Annotated in this window: 19 protein-coding genes and 1 tRNA gene; 12 read left to right on the forward strand and 8 right to left on the reverse strand. The window is 68.9% G+C overall.

The window, feature by feature from the left end:
- Positions 1–55: 55 nt before the first annotated feature.
- On the reverse strand, positions 56–433 hold the full coding sequence (locus AC06FP_RS00595) for a prepilin-type N-terminal cleavage/methylation domain-containing protein (RefSeq protein ID WP_456116860.1): 378 nt from the start codon (positions 431–433) through the stop codon (positions 56–58).
- 370 nt (positions 434–803) lie between these two features.
- On the opposite strand from AC06FP_RS00595, the gene AC06FP_RS00600 reads away from it, so the two are divergent.
- From AC06FP_RS00600 to coaE, 3 genes are read left to right on the forward strand one after another with little or no spacing between them, the layout of a single operon-like run.
- Positions 804–2,063, forward strand: a complete 1,260-nt coding sequence (locus tag AC06FP_RS00600) for a type II secretion system F family protein (protein ID WP_478074105.1) — start codon at positions 804–806, stop codon at positions 2,061–2,063.
- Between the two features lie 7 nt (positions 2,064–2,070).
- On the forward strand, positions 2,071–2,934 hold the full coding sequence (locus AC06FP_RS00605) for a prepilin peptidase (RefSeq protein ID WP_456116862.1): 864 nt from the start codon (positions 2,071–2,073) through the stop codon (positions 2,932–2,934).
- 49 nt (positions 2,935–2,983) lie between these two features.
- The gene (gene coaE / locus AC06FP_RS00610; protein ID WP_478074106.1) at positions 2,984–3,607 is read left to right on the forward strand and encodes a dephospho-CoA kinase; all 624 of its coding nucleotides are present in this window, start codon (positions 2,984–2,986) and stop codon (positions 3,605–3,607) included.
- Positions 3,608–3,644: 37 nt separating this feature from the next.
- Here coaE and AC06FP_RS00615 read toward each other — a convergent pair whose 3' ends face one another.
- The 5 genes from AC06FP_RS00615 to AC06FP_RS00635 form a co-directional block, all read right to left on the reverse strand.
- Entirely contained in the window at positions 3,645–4,982 is a 1,338-nt protein-coding gene (locus tag AC06FP_RS00615) for a sensor histidine kinase (protein ID WP_478074107.1), read from the reverse strand.
- On the reverse strand, positions 4,975–5,652 hold the full coding sequence (locus AC06FP_RS00620) for a response regulator transcription factor (RefSeq protein ID WP_054667261.1): 678 nt from the start codon (positions 5,650–5,652) through the stop codon (positions 4,975–4,977). The genes AC06FP_RS00615 and AC06FP_RS00620 overlap by 8 nt, the downstream gene beginning before the upstream one ends.
- A gap of 314 nt (positions 5,653–5,966) precedes the next feature.
- Complete coding sequence (gene rimK, locus AC06FP_RS00625) at positions 5,967–6,842, reverse strand: 30S ribosomal protein S6--L-glutamate ligase (RefSeq protein WP_456116865.1); 876 nt, start codon at positions 6,840–6,842, stop codon at positions 5,967–5,969.
- A 79-nt stretch (positions 6,843–6,921) separates the two neighbouring features.
- Positions 6,922–6,995, reverse strand: a tRNA-Gly gene (locus tag AC06FP_RS00630).
- A 132-nt stretch (positions 6,996–7,127) separates the two neighbouring features.
- Positions 7,128–8,966 (reverse strand): autotransporter outer membrane beta-barrel domain-containing protein, encoded by a 1,839-nt coding sequence (locus tag AC06FP_RS00635; protein WP_478074108.1) that lies wholly within the window; start codon positions 8,964–8,966, stop codon positions 7,128–7,130.
- Between the two features lie 136 nt (positions 8,967–9,102).
- Here AC06FP_RS00635 and thiS point away from each other — a divergent pair, with 136 nt between their 5' ends.
- From thiS to AC06FP_RS00655, 4 genes are all read left to right on the forward strand, one after another.
- Positions 9,103–9,303 carry a sulfur carrier protein ThiS gene (thiS, locus tag AC06FP_RS00640; RefSeq protein WP_456116871.1) on the forward strand — a complete coding sequence of 67 codons (201 nt, stop codon included), beginning with the start codon at positions 9,103–9,105 and terminating at the stop codon, positions 9,301–9,303.
- Between the two features lie 136 nt (positions 9,304–9,439).
- Positions 9,440–10,234 (forward strand): thiazole synthase, encoded by a 795-nt coding sequence (locus AC06FP_RS00645; protein ID WP_456116872.1) that lies wholly within the window; start codon positions 9,440–9,442, stop codon positions 10,232–10,234.
- Entirely contained in the window at positions 10,234–10,986 is a 753-nt protein-coding gene (trmB, locus tag AC06FP_RS00650; RefSeq protein WP_456116873.1) for a tRNA (guanosine(46)-N7)-methyltransferase TrmB, read from the forward strand. Before AC06FP_RS00645 ends, trmB begins: the two co-directional genes overlap by 1 nt.
- 168 nt (positions 10,987–11,154) lie before the next feature.
- Entirely contained in the window at positions 11,155–13,002 is a 1,848-nt protein-coding gene (locus tag AC06FP_RS00655) for an SLC13 family permease (RefSeq protein ID WP_456116874.1), read from the forward strand.
- An 83-nt stretch (positions 13,003–13,085) separates the two neighbouring features.
- Here the strand turns inward: AC06FP_RS00655 and AC06FP_RS00660 are convergent, their stop codons facing one another.
- Positions 13,086–13,436: a Rieske (2Fe-2S) protein gene (locus tag AC06FP_RS00660; protein WP_456116875.1), complete on the reverse strand. Its 351-nt coding sequence runs from the start codon at positions 13,434–13,436 to the stop codon at positions 13,086–13,088.
- 162 nt (positions 13,437–13,598) lie between these two features.
- On the opposite strand from AC06FP_RS00660, the gene AC06FP_RS00665 reads away from it, so the two are divergent.
- The 5 genes from AC06FP_RS00665 (at position 13,599) to AC06FP_RS00685 (ending at position 18,706) form a co-directional block, all read left to right on the forward strand.
- Complete coding sequence (locus AC06FP_RS00665; RefSeq protein ID WP_456116876.1) at positions 13,599–13,880, forward strand: hypothetical protein; 282 nt, start codon at positions 13,599–13,601, stop codon at positions 13,878–13,880.
- A 225-nt stretch (positions 13,881–14,105) separates the two neighbouring features.
- Positions 14,106–14,813 carry a fumarylacetoacetate hydrolase family protein gene (locus tag AC06FP_RS00670; RefSeq protein WP_456116877.1) on the forward strand — a complete coding sequence of 236 codons (708 nt, stop codon included), beginning with the start codon at positions 14,106–14,108 and terminating at the stop codon, positions 14,811–14,813.
- A gap of 55 nt (positions 14,814–14,868) precedes the next feature.
- Positions 14,869–15,282 carry a large-conductance mechanosensitive channel protein MscL gene (gene mscL, locus AC06FP_RS00675; protein WP_456116878.1) on the forward strand — a complete coding sequence of 138 codons (414 nt, stop codon included), beginning with the start codon at positions 14,869–14,871 and terminating at the stop codon, positions 15,280–15,282.
- A gap of 138 nt (positions 15,283–15,420) precedes the next feature.
- Entirely contained in the window at positions 15,421–16,836 is a 1,416-nt protein-coding gene (locus tag AC06FP_RS00680) for a M28 family peptidase (protein WP_478074109.1), read from the forward strand.
- A gap of 229 nt (positions 16,837–17,065) precedes the next feature.
- The gene (locus tag AC06FP_RS00685; protein WP_478074110.1) at positions 17,066–18,706 is read left to right on the forward strand and encodes an NAD+ synthase; all 1,641 of its coding nucleotides are present in this window, start codon (positions 17,066–17,068) and stop codon (positions 18,704–18,706) included.
- Between the two features lie 303 nt (positions 18,707–19,009).
- Here the strand turns inward: AC06FP_RS00685 and AC06FP_RS00690 are convergent, their stop codons facing one another.
- Positions 19,010–19,849: a TrmH family RNA methyltransferase gene (locus tag AC06FP_RS00690; protein WP_478074111.1), complete on the reverse strand. Its 840-nt coding sequence runs from the start codon at positions 19,847–19,849 to the stop codon at positions 19,010–19,012.
- Positions 19,850–19,858 lie beyond the last annotated feature (9 nt).

The raw sequence follows: 19,858 nt of genomic DNA on the forward strand, positions 1-19,858 counted from the left end.
GCGCCTTTCGCTGAACGTACTTGGCGGCAGCAAACCTGCCAGGACCAAGCCTTGCTTACGGAGTACCCGCCGTGCCTTCCGGCAGCAGGCTGCAGGTGCCGCTGCCCATGTTGCACTGGGTGCCGCGGATGAGGCTCGAGTTGCCACGGGCCTTGGCCTGGAACTGGATGTCCGCATCGCCGGTGTAATCCGCCTTCGTCGCAGTAGCGCCAGCCTCGCAAGCAGCCGGGGAGAACGCGGTCGGATCACGGTCATCGGCCGCGTCGGCCACGGCGGTGTTGACGTAGGCCTTGGCTTCCGCCAGGCAGGCGCCATTGGCCGAACGCTGGGTGTAGTTGCGGTACTGCGGCAGCGCGATGGCGGCCAGGATGGCGATGATCGCGACCACGATCATCAGTTCGATCAGGGTGAAGCCCTGCTGCATCTTCTTCATCTGTACATCCCCTAGAGGTTTGGATTGTGAGCACCGGGAGGACCGTCGCCCGCCCCGTACGGGGTGAATAGCAGATTGCGTGCCAATGGCTCCCACCTGCCATGTCCCCCGGGACGCATGATGGCAGCAATCAGGAAGAAATGAAGCCTGGCGTGGCGATTCTGGGATGCACACGGCAGGGTGACGTACCGCGTCACATCACGACGCTCCGTTGCCCGCACCATCGGAGCCAACACGGGCGCCCAGCGACGCTCCCCCAGGAGCGTGATGACGTCCACGCTTGCCGACAGGCAGGATGCCACGTCCGGGCGGACCCGCTACCATGCAAGGGTTGTCCGGCCCGGGGAGTGGCCGGACGGGGAGAAGAACGATGTCCGCTACCCGCAGCGCAGTGAACAAGACGCCGGTGGATCGCAACACCAGCCAGATGCAACCGTTTGTCTGGGAGGGGACGGACAAACGCGGGGCCAAGATGAAGGGCGAGCAGGAGGCCCGCAACGCCAACATGCTGCGCGCCGAACTGCGCAGGCAGGGCATCACCCCCACGGTGGTGAAGCCCAAGCCCAAACCCCTGTTCGGCGCGTCCGGCAGCGCCATCAAGCCCAAGGACATCGCCTTCTTCAGCCGCCAAATGGCGACGATGATGAAGTCCGGCGTGCCCATCGTGACCGCACTGGAGATCATCGGCAACGGCCACAAGAACCCGCGCATGGCCAAGCTGGTCGGGCAGATCCGCGCCGACCTGGAAGGCGGCTCGTCCCTGTACGAGGCCATCAGCAAGCATCCGATCCAGTTCGACGAGCTGTACCGCAACCTGGTACGCGCCGGCGAAGGCGCCGGCGTGCTGGAAACCGTGCTGGAGACCATCGCCAACTACCAGGAAAACATCGAGTCGCTGAAGGGCAAGATCAAGAAGGCGCTGTTCTACCCGGCGATGACCATTGCCGTGGCGCTGCTGGTCAGTGCGATCCTGCTGGTCTTCGTCGTGCCGCAGTTCGAGGAAGTATTCAGCAGCTTCGGTGCCGACCTGCCGGTATTCACGCAGATGATCGTGGCCGCCTCGCGCTTCCTGGTCAGCTGGTGGTGGCTGATATTGCTGGTAACCGTGGGCGCCATCGTGGGCTTCATTTTTGCCCTCAAGCGCTCGTCCAGGATGCAGCACGCCATGGACCGGCTGATCCTCAAGGTGCCGGTGATCGGCCAGATCATGCACAACAGCGCCATCGCCCGCTTCTCCCGCACGACGGGCGTGACCTTCCGGGCCGGCGTCCCGCTGGTCGAGGCGCTGGGCATCGTCGCCGGCGCCACCGGCAACAAGGTCTATGAGGAAGCCGTCCTGCACATGCGCGACGACGTGGCGGTGGGCTACCCGGTGAACATGGCGATGAAACAGGTCAACGTATTCCCGCACATGGTGATCCAGATGACCGCCATCGGCGAAGAGGCCGGTGCGCTGGACACCATGCTGTTCAAGGTGGCCGAGTATTTCGAGCAGGAAGTGAACAATGCCGTCGACGCCTTGAGCAGCCTGATCGAACCGATGATCATGGTGTTCATCGGCGTGGTCGTCGGCGGCATGGTCATCGGCATGTACCTGCCGATCTTCAAGCTCGCCTCCGTAGTTGGATAATTGACCCATGGCATTTCTCGACCAGCATCCCGGCATCGGCTACCCCGCCGCTGCCGGACTGGGGTTGCTGATCGGCAGCTTCCTGAACGTGGTGATCCTGCGCCTGCCCAGGCGCATGGAATGGCAGTGGAGACGCGACGCTCGGGAGATCCTGGGCGAACCGGACATCTACGAGCCGCCGCCGCCCGGCGTGGTGGTGGAGCCCTCGCACTGTCCGCACTGCAAGCACAAGCTGAGCTGGTACGAGAACATCCCGCTGTTCAGCTGGCTGATCCAGCGCGGGCGCTGCCGCCATTGCCAGGCACCGATCTCCATCCAGTACCCGCTGGTGGAGCTGCTGACGGCGGTGCTGGTGCTGGCCAGCGTGTGGCAGTTCGGTTTCGGCTGGCAGGGTTTCGGCGCGATCGTGCTGACCTGCTTCCTGATCGCACTGTCGGGCATCGACCTGCGCACCCAGCTGCTGCCCGACCAGTTGACCCTGCCGCTGATGTGGCTGGGCCTGATAGGCAGCATGGACAACCTCTACATGCCCGCCAAGCCGGCACTGATAGGCGCGGCGGTGGGCTACCTGTCGCTGTGGACGGTCTGGTGGCTGTTCAAGCAGATCACCGGCAAGGAAGGCATGGGCCACGGCGATTTCAAGCTGCTGGCGGCGCTGGGCGCCTGGTGCGGGCTGAAGGGCATCCTGCCGATCATCCTGCTTTCTTCGCTGGTGGGCGCCATCATCGGCTCGATCTGGCTGTACGCGCGCGGCCGCGACCGCGCAACGCCCATTCCCTTCGGTCCCTACCTGGCCATCGCCGGCTGGCTGGTCTTCATGTGGGGCGAGCCGATGATCGCGGCCTACCGCCAGTGGGCTGGCCTGGCGTGACGCCGGCCGGCACTGCCGGTCACTCCATTGCCATGGGCGGCGCCTGCCCATGAGCAGGTTCATCGTCGGGCTTACCGGCGGCATCGCCTCGGGCAAGAGCGAGGTCACGCGGCGCTTCGAGGCACTGGGCATCGTCGTGGCCGACGCGGACGTCGCCGCACGCGACGTGGTGGCGCCGGGCAGCCCCGCGCTGGAGCAGATCGGCCGACGCTTCGGCAGCGCGATGCTGCTGGCCGATGGCTCGCTCGACCGTGCGAGACTGCGGGAGCATGTCTTCGGCAACGACGGGGAGCGCAAAGCGCTGGAGGCGATCACCCATCCGGCGATCCGCGCGCGGGTGCGGGACATCTGCGAAACCGCCGGCAGTCCCTATGCCATCGCCGCGATCCCGCTGCTGGCCGAAGCCGGCGGGCGCGCCCGCTACCCCTGGCTGGACCGGATCGTGGTGGTCGACGCGCCGGAAGCCGTGCGCCATGCCCGCCTGCTCCAGCGCGACAACATCGACGCCGCCCTGGCCACGCGCATGATCCAGGCGCAGGCCAGTCGCGAGCAGCGGCTGGCGCTGGCCGACGATGTGATCGTCAACGATGGGCAACCGGAGCACCTGCAGCCGCAGGTGGAGGCGCTGGACAGGCTCTATCGGCAGCTGGCTGCCGGAAAACCGCTCTCCTGACGCTGGACTTCAGGCGGGGCAGGCCGCGCACCCCACGTCAGCTGGCAGGCGCGAAGACCAGCGTGCCGACCACGCCGCGCTCGCCACCGGGCCGGATGCTGACCTGCCAGCCATAGAGCGCGCACAACCGGCTGACGATGGACAGGCCGATGCCACCGCCCTGCGAATGGCCGGCATGGGTTCCGCGGTAACCGCGCTGGAACAGGCTGGCCGCATCCTTCTCGCTCAACCCCGGGCCGGTGTCGATCACCTCGACCGCATTGTCCAGCACGCGGACGCGGACCTGGCCTTCCTGGGTGTACTTCACCGCATTGCCGATCAGGTTGCCCAGCGCCACCGACAGCGCCGCTTCCGGCGCGTCGACGACCAGCTCACGACCGCCCTCCAGTATCAGCTCCAGCGGCTTGCCGCCAAGCTGGGCGCGATGCGCCTCGAGCAGCTGTTCGGCGACCTTGGCGACATTGCTGCTGCCCTGCCCGCGCTCGTTGCGCGACAGCAGCAGCAGCGAGCCGATCAGGTCGCTGCACTGCTGCTCGGCGCGCTGGATGCGCTGCAGCCGCTGCAGCATTTTTTCGTCCAGGCCCGGACGCGCCAGCAGCAGCTCCGTCGCGCCACGGATCACGGCCAGCGGCGTGCGCAGCTCATGGCTCACGTCCGCGTTGAACTCACGGTCGCGCTGCACGACTTCGGTCAGCCGCGTCGAATAGTGGTCCAACGCTTCGGCCAACTGCCCCACTTCGTCGTCGGTAAAGCGCGGAGCAAGTAGCTCTGGATGGCTGCTACCTCCCCGGTAAGCCCGCAGGCGCGCGGCCAGATCTGATACCGGCCGCATCACCCGCGAAGCAGACCACCAACCCAAAACCAAGCTCAACAGGGTGAAGAGCACGACGGTAACGATCAACCAGCGAAGCAACTGCTCCGTAGCTTTCGCTGCATCGGTCACGTCGTAGCGAATAAGACTGGTGAATGGCGTGCCTTTCGGGTCTGTGCCCTTCCGGATCGCAACCTTGTACACGTGCCAGCTACCATCGGGAGCCTGCTGCCGGATGTCATGCAGGCCTTCGTCAAGGTCGCGATAAAGCGGATCTACCTTATATGCATTGGCAGGACTCCAGGTCCTGGCATCGAACATCAGGAAATAAGGCGCCTCGCTTGGGTTCGTTTCAACCTGCGCAACCAGATTGTCGACCTCGCGCTGCAATGTCCGTTCGATCAGCTGATTTTCTACCCGGCCCCTGAGGTTCCAAGCCGCAGCGGCGAACAATGCCGTCAGGCAGAAGCCCAGCAGCACGAACGAGACGATGATGCGGCTGCGCAAGCGGCGGCGATACCGCCCCTGCTTGCGGACGACCGCAGGCGACGCATTTTCAGGCATCGGGTGCGGCGATCCGGTATCCAATGCCGTGACGGGTCTGGATCATCGGCGCGTTGAACGGCTTGTCCACCACGGCACGCAGGCCGTGGATATGCACGCGCAGCGAATCCGAATCGGGCAGTTCCTCGCCCCACACCCGGGTTTCCAGCTCCTGCCGGGTGACCACGGCCGGCGAGGCTTCCATCAGCGCCTGCAGGATCTTCAGCGCGGTCGGGTTGAGCTGCAGCAGCTTGCCCTGGCGGCGCACTTCCAGCGTGTCCAGGTTGTATTCCAGGTCGCCGGTTTCCAGCACGCGGGTGTGGCCGCCCTTGCCGCGGCGCGACAGCGCGTTGAGCCGCACCTCGACTTCCTGCAGCGCGAACGGCTTGATCAGGTAGTCATCGGCGCCGGAATCAAACCCGGCCAGCTTGTTGTCCAGCGAATCGCGCGCGGTGAGCATCAGCACCGGGGTCTGCTTGCGCGCGTCGTTGCGCAGCTTGCGGCAGACCTCGATGCCGTCCATGCCCGGCAGGTTGAGGTCGAGCACGATCGCATCGAAATCGTGCACCACCGCCAGGTGCAGGCCAGTCACGCCATCGGCGGCGAAATCCACCGTATGGCCGCGGTCTTCAAGGTAGTCCCCCAGGTTGGCCGCGATGTCGCTGTTGTCTTCGATCACGAGAATGCGCACAGGCGTAGGTACCTCGAATGTGGAGTTCCAGAGTGCCGCGTCGGACACGGCATGGCAATGCGGTGAAATTACAACATATGGACCCTTAATTCGCTGCATCGGCAAGCCGTGCCTGGCCGCGCCACGCACCGGTTACCCGCCGCGCGGGCGACCCGGCGCGACACCGATAAAACAAGGCCCTGGCGCAGAGACGCCAGGGCCTGAAGATTCCCGATCACCGGACCCGCTGAGGAGGGCTGGTCGCAGTGGAGCAAGCCTATGGCCCCCGGAATTAAAGGTCCGTTAAAACCTTGCAAGCAATTCGGAATACCGGCTCAGCGCTTCAGATTGGCCACGTAGTCGATCATCCGCCCGGCAATGTCGCCGCCGGATACGCTTTCGATCCCTTCCAGGCCCGGGGTGGAATTCACCTCCAGCACCAGCGGCCCGCGCCGGGAGCGGATCATGTCCACGCCGGCGATGCCCAGCCCCAGGGCCTTGGCCGAGCGCACCGCCACCTGCTGTTCAACCCTGCTGCAGACGACCGGCTGGGCGCTGCCGCCGGCATGCAGGTTGGAGCGGAATTCGCCGTCCTGGGCCTGGCGGCGCATGGTCGCGACCACCTGGTCGCCCACGACCAGGCAGCGCAGGTCCGCCCCCTGCGCCTCGGCGATGAATTCCTGGACCAGGAAATTGGCGTACAGGCCGCGCAGCGCCTCCACCGTCCCGCGCGAAGCGCTCAGCTTCTCGGTGAGGATCACCCCCCGGCCCTGCGTGCCCTCGCTGAGCTTCACCACGTGCGGCGGCGCGCCCAGCATGGACAGCAGGTCGTCGGTATCGTCCGGGTTGTCGCCGAACACCGTCACCGGCATGTCGATGCCCTTGGCGGCGAGCACCTGGTGCGCGCGCAGCTTGTCGCGCGCGCGCAGGATCGCATCGGAGGGATTGGGCGTGCGTGCGCCCATCATCTCGAACTGGCGCAGCACCGCGGTGCCGTAGCGGGTAATGGAAGCGCCGATGCGCGGGATCACCGCGTCGATGCCGGTCAGCGGCCGGCCCTTGTAATGCATGCTGAAATCGCCCGCGGTGATGCGCATGTAGCAGCGCAGCGGGTCGAGGATGCGCACTGTATGGCCGCGCGCGCGCGCGGCTTCGACCAGGCGCCGGGTCGAATAGAGCTTGCTGTTGCGGGAGAGGATGGCGAGCTTCATCGCAGGGCCTGGAAGACAGGCGGGCACATCACGCCCTGCCCTTGCCTGTCGCCTCAGTGCCTGCGCGGCACCTGGAAGATGGAGCGGGTGAAGGGAATCGAACCCTCGTCGTAAGCTTGGGAAGCTTCTGCTCTACCATTGAGCTACACCCGCGCGGCGAAGCGCAGTCTATGCGGGCCGGGGCCTGCCGCGCAATGGCAATCTGCGGGGCGCCGGCCTGGCACGCGCTTCCGCGGAAAGGGCGGCACCGCCATGCGGCGCCGCCCTCCAACGCTCCGCCGCGGCTCAGAATCCGCCGCTGAACGTGGCGAACAACGTCGCGTCGCGGGCCGACTTCTGCGCGGTGGTGGTGCTCACGCCGATATTGCTCTGCAGCCCCCACAGGTTCATCCGCGCGCCCAGCACGGCGGTGGCGTAGTTGCGGTCGAACTGCAGGCCCGGAACCTTGTAGGCGCCGACGTCGGCCATGGTCTGCAGCCAGGCGCTGGCCTGCTGGCCGTCCTCGAACTCGTGGTCCCAGGTGACCTGCGCGTAGGGGTGCACGCTGCCGCCATCGAAACGCGCCTGCCAGCCGACGCGGCCGACGGTGGAATCCACGTCCTGGTCGCCATAGCCCAGCGCGGTGGCGCTGGCGTTGCTCTCCAGGTAGCCGTCGAGCTTGACCTTCTGCCAGACCACGCCGGCCACCGGACCGTGGCGGAAGCCGCCGTCCTGGCCGAACTCATAGCCGGCGTTGAGTGCGGCGGTCAGGTTGCTGCCGTCGGGCGAGCCCTTGTGCACGCGGGTGGCGGGGCCGAGCTGCACCTTGCGGGTCACGTCGTAGCCCAGCCAGCTGTAGCTGGCCTGCCCGTTGACCCAGACGCGGTCGCCGTACCAGCCGGCGAACAGGCCCAGCGTGGTGTCGGACTGGGTGAAGTCGCCCTTGCTGTTGCCGAAGTCGGCATCCATGCGGCCATAGCCGGCGAAACCGCCGACCACCACGCCATCGCGCGCCCAGTCGACGCCAAACAGGCCGGCCGGCGCCATGCCGTCGTACAGGTTGGCGTGCTCGTAACGCTGCATGTCGCCGCGCACGTTGCCCCACCAGCTCATGCCGTCGGCGGGGCGGCCACCCAGGTGGCCGCTCACCTGGTCGGCGCGGGCGCGGCCGGTGGTCTGCGCCGAATGCGTCAGCACCTGCTGCAGGCGCGGCGCCTCGAGCACCGAGATCGCGTACTGGCCCAGGATCTGGTGCGCGGCCGTGGTCGGGTGCACGCCGTCGGCGAACACATAGGTATCGGCGGCGTTGGGGGTGACGTAGTTCAGCGGCGTGCAGGTCAGCGACTGGGCGGTGACCTGCGGCTGGCAGGCGGTGCCGGACACGTTGGTGAAGCCATAGGCACCCGGGTTGGCGACGATTTCCTGCAGGATGCTGAAGGTATCAACCGGGATGACCTGCAGGCCGGCCTGCTTCAGGCCGCCGAACAGCGCGTCGTTGTAGGCCTTGGCCAGGGCGGTGCCCTGCGCCATCGCCACCGGGCCGCCGGCGCGCGAGGACGGGGTCAGGCCGATGTCGGGCAGGTTCGGCACCATCACGTACCGCGCGCCGGCGCCCTTGAGCGTGGCGACCATGCCCACCTGGCTGGCGACCGCCGCGCCGATGGTGGCCGCCGGCGGCGCGCCGCCCGCCACCGCGAACAGGTCGTTGGCGCCCCCCCACACGGTGTAGAGCGCGTTGGCATCGGCCTTGCCGCCGTTGGCTGCCAGGTAGGTGTTGAGCTGGGTCTTGAGCGAGGGCGTCGGCGGCAGCAGCGGGCTCAGCGGATTGGGGACGTCCACGCCCACGCGCGCACCGCCGGCAGCGTAGTTGTCGCCCACCTGGCCGTTGCCGTTGGGCAGGGCATTGGTGCCGTAGTAGTCGGCCAGGTAGTCGGACCAGACCCAGCCCGGGTTGGTGGTGAAACGGCCGGCAACCGAAGCGCTGGGGTTGGCCTGCACCAGGATGGGACGGAAATAGCCGGTGTCGGTCAGGCTGTCGCCGAAGAACACGGTCTTCGAGAACGGGGACTGCGCCATCGCCGGGAGGGCGGCGGCAGCCAGCGCCAGGGCGAGCGCCGAGCGCAGTGGACGGGAAAGGACACGCATGGAAGAACTCCTGACGGACGAGGGAAGCGGCAGCGTACGCTGCCGCACGGTGTTAGTTTTTCATTGGCCCACGGCGGGCTCACGCTGCACTGCCGCATGGGCTGGATTTTCCGTGCGTGCCGGCGAGAATGAGCGCATGGATATCCAGCTCAATGGCGAAACCCGCCCGTTCCCGTCGCCCCTCACCCTGGCCGGCCTGCTGGCCGCCGAAGGCCTGGCCGAACGCCGCGTGGCGGTGGAGGTCAACGGCGAAATCGTGCCCCGCGGCCGGCACGGCGACTGGCAATTGAACGCGGGCGACGTGGTCGAGATCGTGCACGCGCTGGGCGGCGGGTGACCGCTCGTCCACGCCCGCCGGCGTGGCACCTGCACCCCATCGGCCCTGCCGGGAAAGCCTCATGCGGCGCGGGCCCCGCGACCACGAGGCAATGCCATGCAACACAGCGCCTGATGCGATGCGCGATAATCGCCCCATGAATGCACACGCCCCCACCGATCCGCTGGTCATCGCCGGCAAACGCTATGCGTCCCGGCTGTTGACCGGAACCGGCAAGTTCAAGGATCTGGAAGAAACCCGCCTGGCCACCGAGGCCGCCGGCGCCCAGATCGTCACCGTCGCCATCCGCCGCACCAACATCGGCCAGAACCCGGGCGAGCCCAACCTGCTCGACGTGCTGCCGCCGGACCGCTACGCCATCCTGCCCAACACCGCCGGCTGCTATACCGCCGAGGACGCGGTGCGCACCTGCCGCCTGGCGCGCGAACTGCTCGACGGCCACAACCTGACCAAGCTCGAAGTGCTGGGCGACCAGAAGACCCTGTACCCGGACGTGGTGCAGACGCTCAAGGCCGCCGAGCAGCTGGTCAAGGACGGTTTCGAGGTGATGGTCTACACCTCCGACGATCCGATCCTGTGCAAGCGCCTGGAAGAGATCGGCTGCGCCGCGGTGATGCCGCTGGCCGCGCCGATCGGTTCGGGGCTGGGCATCCAGAACCGCTACAACCTGATGGAGATCATCGAGAACGCCAGGGTGCCGATCATCGTCGACGCCGGCGTCGGCACCGCCTCGGACGCCGCCATCGCCATGGAGCTGGGCTGCGACGGCGTGCTGATGAACACCGCCATCGCCGGCGCGCGCAACCCGGTGCTGATGGCCAGCGCGATGCGCAAGGCGGTCGAGGCCGGCCGCGAGGCCTTCCTCGCCGGCCGCATTCCGCGCAGGCGCCATGCCAGCGCGTCCTCGCCGGTGGACGGGTTGATCGGCTGATGACCAATCCCTTCGACAGCGCCGGCGCCAAGGCGCCGCCCAAGCCCTTCACCGTCACCGAAGGCCGCCGCGAAATCCGCAGCTTCGTGCTGCGCCAGGGCCGCTTCACCCCCGCCCAGCAGCGCGCGTTCGACGAACGCTGGCCGCGTTTCGGCATCGACTTCACCGGCGAGCCGCGCGACCTGGACGCCACCTTCGGCCGCGCCGCGCCCAAGGTGCTGGAGATCGGCTTCGGCAATGGCGCCGCGCTGCGCCATGCCGCGCAGTTCGACCCCTCCAAGGACTACATCGGCATCGAGGTGCATGCGCCCGGCGTCGGCCGCCTGCTCAACGCACTGGCCGAGGACGACGCCGGCAACGTCAGGCTCTACCACCACGACGCGGTCGAAGTACTGGAGAAGGAGATCGCCGACGGCGCGCTCGACGAGATCCGCATCTACTTCCCGGACCCGTGGCACAAGAAGCGGCACAACAAGCGCCGTCTGGTGCAGCCGGCGTTCGCCGCGCTGCTGGTGCGCAAGCTGCGCCCGGGCGGGCTGCTGCACTGCGCCACCGACTGGGAAAACTACGCCGAGCAGATGTGGGACGTGCTCGACGCCACCGCGGGCCTGGCCAACCGCGCCGGTCCGCGCGGCAGCGTGCCGCGCCCGGACTGGCGGCCGCAGACCCACTTCGAGACCCGCGGCCAGAAACTGGGCCACGGCGTCTGGGATCTGCTGTATGACAGGCAGGAAACAGGGACCGGGGAGTAAGGGAATGAGGCCTTCACGCACATACGCACCCGCCGACGGCACCAGGCGTCTGCCACAGCGGAAGGCACTCCCCTCACCGTCCATCGGGCATGGCGCTTGCGCCGCCCCGCACCGGGCGGCGCCGGCCGTCATCGCGTCCTGCCTTCCCACTCGCGCCACCCAGCCCTGATGGATACCGCGCTGACGCTGACCACCGACATGAAGCTCGTGCTCGGGCTGGTCGGCTTCACCATGGCGATGTTCCTGTTCGAGCGCATCCGCGCCGACGTGGTGGCGCTGGTGGTGATGGTGGTGCTGGGCGTCACCGGCCTGATCGCGCCCGAGGAGATCTTCGGCGGCTTCTCCGGCAACGCGGTGATGAGCATCATCGCCACCACCATCCTCGGCGCAGGCCTGGACCGCACCGGCGCGCTGAACCGGCTGGCCGGCTGGCTGCTGCGGCGCTCGCATGGGCTGGAGCAGCGCCTGCTGCTGCTGACCAGCGCCACCGCCGGCTTCAATTCCTCCTTCATGCAGAACCCGTCGGTGATGGCGCTGTACCTGCCGGTCGCCTCGCGGCTGGCCTCGCACACCGGGCTCACCCTCAAGCGGCTGCTGCTGCCGATCACCGCGGCCATCGTGATGGGCGGCGGCCTGACCATGGTCGGCAATTCGCCGCTGATCCTGCTCAACGACCTGCTGATCTCGGCCAACAACAACCTGCCCTCGGGCACCGCCACCATCGAGCCGCTGCGCATGTTCGCGCCGCTGCCGATCGGCGTGGCGCTGCTGGCCGCCTCGCTGCTGTACTTCCGCTTCTTCGGCGACCGCAGGCTGTCGCACGAGGACGGCGGCGACGGCGACGGCCAGACCCCGGCGCGCACCGAGAGCTACTTCGCCAAGGCCTATGGCATCGAGGGCGAGGTGTTCGAGCTGGCGGTGACGGCCGAAAGCCCGCTGGTCGGCATGACCGTCAGCGAGGTCGAGAACCTGTTCGACGCGCCGCTGCTGCTGGCGCTGAAGACCGGCAACGACACCCGCCTGGCGCCGCCGGCGGACATGCGCATCTGGGTCGGCAGCGTGATCGGCGCGATGGGCCCGCGCCAGCAGGTGGCCGATTTCGCGCAGAACCAGTTCCTGCGCATGTCCTCGCGCCTGCGCAACCTCGGCGACCTGTTCAACCCCAGCCGCGCCGGCATTTCCGAAGCGGTGGTCCCGCCGACCTCGAAGCTGATCGGCAAGACCGCCGGCCAGCTGCGCCTGCGCAAGGAGCGCGGCATCAGCCTGCTGGCGATCAACCGCGACAAGCAGGTGATCCGCGAGGACGTGCGCAACGTGGCGCTGCGCGCCGGCGACATGCTGGTGTTCCACAGCATCTGGCAGGACCTGGCCGCCGCCGCGGAAAGCCGCGACTTCGTGGTGGTCACCGACTACCCCAAGGGCGAGCAGCGCCCGCACAAGTTCAAGATCGCCATGGCGATCTTCGCCATCACCATCATCATCGCGCTGACCTCGCACCTGCCGGTGGCGCTGACCCTGCTCACCGGCGTGGCCGGCATGCTGCTCACCGGCGTGCTGCGCATGGACGAGGCCTATGCCTCGATCAACTGGAAGACCATCTTCATGATGGCCGGGCTGATCCCGCTGGGCTGGGCCATGGACTCCAGCGGCGCGGCGGCCTGGGTCGCCGGCCACACCATCGACAAGCTGCCGGCCGGCATCCCGATATGGGTGCTGGAGCTGGCGCTGGCAGTGCTGACCACCGCCTTCTCGCTGGTGATCAGCCATGTCGGCGCCACCATCGTCACCGTGCCGATCGCGGTCAACCTGGCGCTGGCGGCCGGCGGCAACCCCACCGCGTTCGCGCTGATCGTGGCGCTGTCGGCCTCCAACAACCTGATGACCGCGTCCAACCCGGTGATCTCGATGGTGATGGGCCCGGCCAAGTACACGCCGCGCGAGATGTGGCGCGTCGGCGGGCCGCTGTCGCTGATCTACACCCTGGTCGTGGTGGTGATGGTCAACCTCATGTTCTAGGAAGAACGCGCCATGGCGGCGGGGCGTGCCGCACGCGGACCTTCCCGGAGTGCCATGTGCCGGGGCAGGCCCGGCACCGGCGGTCATCCGCCAAGCAGCACCCTGCCGTCCTCGACCCGCACCGGCACCCCACGCAGCGCATCGCCCTTGCACGGACCGGACACGCAGGTGCCGCCCTGCAGCTCGAACGCGGCGCCATGCACGGCGCAGACCAGGTGGCCCTCGCGGCTCTTGAGGAACTGTCCTGGTGCCCAGTCGAGGCTGCGGCCGGCATGCGGGCAGACGTTGAGCCAGGCCCGCACCTGCCCGCCATCGCGGTAGAGGATCAGCGGCTCGGCGTCCCCATCGATCACCGCCTCCACCGTATGGAACCCCTGGTCGGGCAGGGCCTCGAGCTGGGCCAGCTCGACCGGGGAAGACGGAGATGCGGACATGATGGCTTCGAATGAATGCGGAAACGCGTGCATTGTCGCATGGACCGGGACACCGCCCCGTCGGCCCCGGGGATGAATGCGTGGCCGCGTTTAACGACAAATTCACTCATCGGCCGGCATCGCCCCCGATACTGCCGCCAGCCAAACCGTCATACCGCCGACATGCAGATCCGTTACTTCCAGTTCGCCAACCTCCGCAACCTGTTCGCGCCGCGCAAGCCGCGCAACCCGTTGCTGCGGATCGCGCTGGGCCTGCTGGGCCTGGCGATCCTCGCGGTGCTGGTGGTGGCCGGCGTGTTCGTCGGCGCGGCGATGATCCTGGTCGGCCTGACCTGGAAGCTGCTGGCCGCGCGCAAGGCGCGTGCCGCGGGCAAGGCCGCTGGCAATGTCATGGACGGCGAGTACCGCGTGGTGCGCAAGCCGGCGCTGCCGCACGTCCACTGACGCCGGGCCGCCGGCAACGATTCACCGCACAGCGCCCGGCCATCGGCCGGGCGTGCCGCATGGGGCCGGCACCTGCCAGCGGCCTCCTCGCCCGCGCGCGGCACGCCATGCTTCCGTCCTGCGGACCGCCGTGCCCCTGCCCGCTTCCGCTTCGCCTGGCGGCACTACCGGCCCGGCGGCGGCGTCCGGCATCATGGCGGCTGTCCTTCGTTTTCCGCACGAACCATGACCGACCTGATTCCCGCGCCGCCCGTTCCCCGCATCCCGGTGGCGGGCGGCGGCACCTTCCCGGTGCGCCGCATCTACTGCGTGGGCCGCAACTTCGCCGACCACGCGCGCGAAATGGGCGCCAACGCACCGGCCTCGGCCGCCGAGCGCGGCCGGCCGATGTTCTTCATGAAGCCGGCCGACGCCATCGTCACCGGCGACGCGCCGATCCCGTACCCGTCCGCCACCTCCGACCTGCACCATGAAGTCGAGCTAGTGGTCGCGCTCGGCAAGGACGCGCCGGCCGGCGTGCTGCCGCTCGAGCAGGCGATGTCGCTGGTGCTGGCCTATGGCGTCGGCCTGGACCTGACCCGGCGCGACCTGCAGGCCGCGGCCAAGGCCAAGGGCGGGCCGTGGGACACCGCCAAGGGCTTCGACCATTCCGCGCCGTGCAGCGGACTGGTGCCCGCCGCGCAGGTGGGCGAACTGGCGCCGCTGGAACTGTCGCTGGAGGTCAACGGCCAGGTGCGGCAGCGCTCCACGCTGGACAACATGATCTGGAACGTGCCGGAAATCCTGCACGAACTGTCCAGGCTCTACGCGCTGCGCGCCGGCGACCTGGTGTTCATGGGCACGCCGGCCGGCGTGGCCGCGCTGCAGCCCGGCGACCGTTTCAGCGCCCGGCTGGGCGACGTCGCGCGCCGCGACGGCATGATCGCCGGATGACGGACGCCGGCGTACTCTGTGCCGGCCTTCCCTTCACGCACAACAGGAGAGACCCATGGGAATGATCAGTGAGTTCAAGGAATTCGCCATGCGCGGCAACGTCATCGACCTGGCGGTCGGTGTGGTGATCGGCGGCGCGTTCGGCAAGATCGTCACCTCGCTGGTGGACAAGGTGATCATGCCGCCGATCGGCTGGATGATCGGCAACGTCGACTTCTCCAAGCTGGCCTGGACGCTGGCGCCGGCGCGGATCGGCGAGGACGGCAAGGAGATCCCGGCGGTGGTGGTCGGCTATGGCGATTTCATCAACACCGTGGTGCAGTTCGTCATCGTCGCCTTCGCCATCTTCATGCTGGTCAAGGTGATCAACCGCCTGTCGCGCAGGAAGGAAGAAGCGCCCGCCGCGCCGGCCGAGCCGAGCGAGGAAGTGCTGCTGCTGCGCGAGATCCGCGACAACCTGAAGAAGTGACCCGATGCCGGAGCGATGACCTCCAGCACGGTTCGACCCGAAGCCGCGGGCGTATGCTCGCGGCTTCTTCGTCTGCGAATCCCCCGCAGCAGCGCCGCACGCCAGCGTGCGGAAACCCCACCCGACCTGGAGCCCGCCATGCGCCGCCTCGCCTTCGCCATCGCCACCGTGCTCGCCTGCGCCAGCGCGCAGGCCGCCCCGACCCGCATTCCCGAGCAGGCGTTGGCCCAGGCCGCGCAGCTGCGCGAGCAGGCGCTGGCCGACGACACCGGCTGGAAGGTGGTCGAATCGCTGACCACCGAGGTCGGCCCGCGCCTGGCCGGCAGCGAGGCCGACGCGCGCGCGGTGGAATGGGCCAAGGCCAAGTTCAAGGCGCTGGGCTTCGACAAGGTATGGACCGAGCCGGTCACCTTCCCCAAGTGGGAGCGCCGCAGCGAGCATGCGCAGGTGCTCGGCGCGCATGCGCAGCCGCTGGCGATCACCGCGCTGGGCGGCAGCCCCGCGGGCACCGCCGAGGGCGAGGTGGTGCGTTTTGACAGCCTGGAAGCGCTGAAGGCCGCGCCGGAAGGCTCGCTGGCCGGCAAGATCGCCTTCATCGACTACCAGATGACGCGCAGCCGCAGCGGCGAGGACTACGGCATCGGCGGCACCATCCGCAGCCGCGGCCCGTCCGAGGCGATCCGCAAGGGCGCGGTGGGCTACATCATGCGTTCGGCCGGTACCGACTCGCACCGGGTGCCGCATACCGGCATCACCCGTTTCGACGAAGGCCTGACCCCGGTGCCGTCGGCGGCGCTGTCGGTGCCCGATGCCGACCAGCTGGCGCGGCTGGTCGCGCGCGGCCCGACCCGTATCCGCATGGCGCTGGACTGCGGCTGGGACGGCAGCTACACCTCGCAGAACGTCATCGGCGAGATCACCGGCCGCAGCCTGCCGAAGGAAGTGGTGGTGATCGGCGGCCACCTCGATTCCTGGGACCTGGGCACCGGCGCCATCGACGACGGGGCCGGCGTGGGCATCACCATGGCCGCCGGCCACCTGATCGGCCAGCTCGGGCGCGCGCCCAAGCGCACCATCCGCGTGATCGCCTTCGCCAACGAGGAACAGGGCCTGCACGGCGGGTTCGCCTACGCCGCCGCGCGCGTCAAGGCCGGGGAAATCCCGCTGCAGCACATCGCCGCGGAAAGCGACTTCGGCGCCGGCCGCATCTACGCGTTCAACACCGGCTCGGGCAATCCCGCCGGCTCGCGCGAGGCCACCGCGCAGATCGCGCAGGTGCTGGCGCCGCTGGGCATCGAGTACCGCCCGGACCAGGGCGGCCCCGGCCCGGACGTGGGCCCGCTGGCGGCCAAGGGCGGCGCCTGGGCGTGGCTGGCGCAGGACGGGACCGACTATTTCGACCTGCACCACACCGCCGACGACACCCTGGACAAGATCGACCCGAAGGCGCTGGCGCAGAACGTGGCCGCCTACACCGTGTTCGCCTATCTCGCCGCCGAGGCCGAAGGCAGCTTCGGCAGCGAAGCCAGGGACGTGGTGCCACCGAAGGAATAGGCGGCAGCGCAGGGCAACCGCGACGGAAGACGCTCCACTGCGGAGGCGCCACCAGGCGCTTCCGCTGCTCGACACGATCGCGCCCCGCAGGAGCGGCTTCAGCCGCGAAGGGGCTTGCCCGGTAAAGGCCCCTCGCGGCTGAAGCCGCTCCCATGAAAGCCGCTCTATCCTTCCTGCTCACCCGGGTCTGGGATAATGGCCGCCAACGCACCGCATGGCAGCCCTCCTCATGACGTCCCGATCCCTCCGCATCGCCCTGGCGCAGTACGACTTCCCGGTCGGCGACGTGGCCGGCAACAGCGCGCGCATCATCGAACTGGCGCAGGTCGCGCGCGACGAATACGGTGCCGACGTGGTGCTGTTTCCCGAACTGGCGGTCAGCGGCTATCCGCCGGAAGACCTGCTGCTGCGCCCGGCCTTCCTGCGCGAGTGCGAGCAGGCGGTGGCGCGCATCGCCGCGCAGGTGCGCGGCATCGTCGCCGTGGTCGGCTGGCCGCAGAGCGCCGGCGCGGTCGTGTACAACGCCGCCAGCGTGCTGCGCGACGGTGCGGTCGCCGCCACGTACCGCAAGCGCGAGCTGCCCAATTACGCGGTGTTCGACGAGCGCCGCTATTTCGACGTCGACCCGGACGGCGGCAACTGCGTGTTCGAGGTCGGCGGGGTGAAGCTGGGCGTGCTGGTCTGCGAGGACCTGTGGTTCGCCGAACCGCTGGCCGCGACCGTGGCCGCAGGCGCCGAACTGGTGCTGGTGCCCAATGCCTCGCCCTACGAGCGCGGCAAGCACGCCCAGCGCGACGCACTGATGGCCGAGCGCAGCCGCGACAGCGGCGCCGCCATCGCCTACGTCAACCTGGTCGGCGGCCAGGATGCGCTGGTGTTCGACGGCGCCTCGGTGGTGGCCGACGGCGACGGCACGGTGCATCCGGCGGCGCTGGCCTTCGCCGAGGAGATGCTGGTGGTCGAGTACGACGCCGACGCGCGCGCGTTCACCCCGCTGCGCTGGATCGACGATGGCGACGAAAGCATGGACGCGCTGGCCTGGCGCGCGGTCACCCGCGGCATCCAGGATTACTGCCGCAAGAACGGCTTCCGCCGGGTATGGCTGGGCCTGTCCGGCGGCATCGATTCGGCGCTGGTGCTGGCGCTGGCGGTGGACGCGCTGGGCGCGGACAACGTCACCGCGGTGGCCCTGCCCTCGCGCTACACGGCGGACCTGTCCAACGACCTGGCCGCCGAGCAGTGCCGCGCGCTCGGCGTGAAGCTGGAGACGGTGCCGATCGAGCCGGCCTTCCAGGGCCTGATGCAGTCGCTGTCGGCGCTGTTCGAGGGCCAGGACGCCGACGTGACCGAGGAGAACCTGCAGTCGCGCAGCCGCGGCGTGATCATGATGGCGCTGTCCAACAAGTTCGGCGGGCTGCTGCTGACCACCGGCAACAAGAGCGAGTACGCGGTCGGCTACGCCACCATCTACGGCGACATGTGCGGCGGCTACGCGCCGCTGAAGGACCTGTACAAGACCGAGGTCTACGGCCTGTCCAAATGGCGCAACACGGTGGGCGGCGCGCCGGTGATCCCGCCGGCGGTGATCGCGCGCGCGCCTTCGGCCGAGCTGCGCGAGAACCAGACCGACCAGGACTCGCTGCCGGCCTACGACGTGCTCGACGGCATCCTCTACCGCTACATCGACCAGGAGCAGTCGCGCGAGGACATCATCGCCGCCGGCTACGCGCCGGAGGTGGTGGACCGGGTGCTGCGGCTGGTGCGCATCAGCGAATGGAAGCGGCACCAGGCCGCGCCCGGCCCCAAGGTCTCGCGCCGCGCGTTCGGCCGCGAACGGCGCTATCCGATCAGCAACGGTTATCGCGGGTAAGGGCCGGGTCCGATCGTGCATGCGGCGTGGCATCGGCGGATGCCATGCCCAATGCGGCGGCGTCCGCAATCGCGCTGGCGGTAATAGACCGGGACGAAAAGCTGCGGCGGATACCAGAAGCTGGCCGCGGGGTCATGCTTGATGGCGACCACGTCGATGTCGGGATTGCGGCCCAGCCAGTCGTTGGCGACCGACCCCACCTCGCCCGATCTATCTCCAGGTCAGCGCCAGGAACGGGGTCGAGAAACGAATGTCTTCAAACGCATGACTCCACCTTGAAATCCAATGCCCGGCCGGCCTGGCTCAGCCCTTCGCCTGCCGGCTGCGCCAGCCCGACAGGAACACCGCCGTGGCGGCGGCGACGTTGAGGCTTTCCACCGCGCCGGTGCCGGGGATCGACAGGCGCAGGTCGCAGTGCTGCGCGAAGCCGCGGTCCATGCCCTCGCCTTCGGCGCCCATCACATAGACCATGCGCGGCGGCAGGGGCGTGGCGAACAGATCATCGCCGCCTTCCACCAGCGTCGCCGCCAGCACGAAACCGGCGTCGCGCAGTTGCGACAGCGCCTGCGGCAGCGCCGGCAGGCGCACCAGCGGCACCGCCTCGGCGCCGCCTTCGGCGACGCGGGCCGCGGCGCCGGACAGGCTCAGCGTCGATTCGGCCGGGAGCAGGATGCCGGCCGCGCCGAAGTGCGCGGCCGAACGCAGGATCGCGCCGAAATTGTGCGGGTTGCCCACGCCGTCCAGCCACAGCGCCAGCGCGGGGCCGTCGCCGAGCGCCGCCAGCCAGGCCGCCAGCGGCTGCGGTTCGGCGCGCAGCACGTCGGCCACCACGCCTTCGTGGTGGGTGGTGGCGGCAAGCTTGTTGAGATCGCCCTCGCCCACCACGCGGTAGCCGACGCGGTTGGCCACGCACCACTTCAGCAGCGGCTGCAGCCGCGGGATCAATGCCTCGGCCAGGTACAGCTTGCGCAGCGCCTGCGGGCGACGCGCGTGCATCGCCAGCACCGCGTTGACGCCATACAGGCGCAGTTCGTCGTTGCCGCGCACCGGGCCGGCGCCCTCGCCGCGGCCGCCGGTGGGTGGCAGCGGCGTGGCGCGCGGCGGGCGCGCGGAAGGGCGGCGGTTGTTCCAGGGGCTGTTCACTGCACTCGC

It is taken from the genome of Stenotrophomonas sp. Steno-Z2 (assembly GCF_056393235.1).

Bases quoted from the DNA above. Each gene is read 5' to 3' on its own strand.
- rimK (WP_456116865.1), bottom strand. From the start codon at position 6,842: ATGAAGCTCGCCATCCTCTCCCGCAACAGCAAGCTCTATTCGACCCGG.
- trmB (WP_456116873.1), top strand. From the start codon at position 10,234: ATGACCAATCCCTTCGACAGCGCCGGCGCCAAGGCGCCGCCCAAGCCC.
- AC06FP_RS00605 (WP_456116862.1), top strand. From the start codon at position 2,071: ATGGCATTTCTCGACCAGCATCCCGGCATCGGCTACCCCGCCGCTGCC.
- thiS (WP_456116871.1), top strand. From the start codon at position 9,103: ATGGATATCCAGCTCAATGGCGAAACCCGCCCGTTCCCGTCGCCCCTC.
- AC06FP_RS00665 (WP_456116876.1), top strand. From the start codon at position 13,599: ATGCAGATCCGTTACTTCCAGTTCGCCAACCTCCGCAACCTGTTCGCG.
- AC06FP_RS00685 (WP_478074110.1), top strand. From the start codon at position 17,066: ATGACGTCCCGATCCCTCCGCATCGCCCTGGCGCAGTACGACTTCCCG.
- coaE (WP_478074106.1), top strand. From the start codon at position 2,984: ATGAGCAGGTTCATCGTCGGGCTTACCGGCGGCATCGCCTCGGGCAAG.
- mscL (WP_456116878.1), top strand. From the start codon at position 14,869: ATGGGAATGATCAGTGAGTTCAAGGAATTCGCCATGCGCGGCAACGTC.
- AC06FP_RS00600 (WP_478074105.1), top strand. From the start codon at position 804: ATGTCCGCTACCCGCAGCGCAGTGAACAAGACGCCGGTGGATCGCAAC.
- AC06FP_RS00670 (WP_456116877.1), top strand. From the start codon at position 14,106: ATGACCGACCTGATTCCCGCGCCGCCCGTTCCCCGCATCCCGGTGGCG.
- AC06FP_RS00655 (WP_456116874.1), top strand. From the start codon at position 11,155: ATGGATACCGCGCTGACGCTGACCACCGACATGAAGCTCGTGCTCGGG.
- AC06FP_RS00595 (WP_456116860.1), bottom strand. From the start codon at position 433: ATGAAGAAGATGCAGCAGGGCTTCACCCTGATCGAACTGATGATCGTG.
- AC06FP_RS00680 (WP_478074109.1), top strand. From the start codon at position 15,421: ATGCGCCGCCTCGCCTTCGCCATCGCCACCGTGCTCGCCTGCGCCAGC.
- AC06FP_RS00645 (WP_456116872.1), top strand. From the start codon at position 9,440: ATGAATGCACACGCCCCCACCGATCCGCTGGTCATCGCCGGCAAACGC.
- AC06FP_RS00615 (WP_478074107.1), bottom strand. From the start codon at position 4,982: ATGCCTGAAAATGCGTCGCCTGCGGTCGTCCGCAAGCAGGGGCGGTAT.
- AC06FP_RS00635 (WP_478074108.1), bottom strand. From the start codon at position 8,966: ATGCGTGTCCTTTCCCGTCCACTGCGCTCGGCGCTCGCCCTGGCGCTG.
- AC06FP_RS00660 (WP_456116875.1), bottom strand. From the start codon at position 13,436: ATGTCCGCATCTCCGTCTTCCCCGGTCGAGCTGGCCCAGCTCGAGGCC.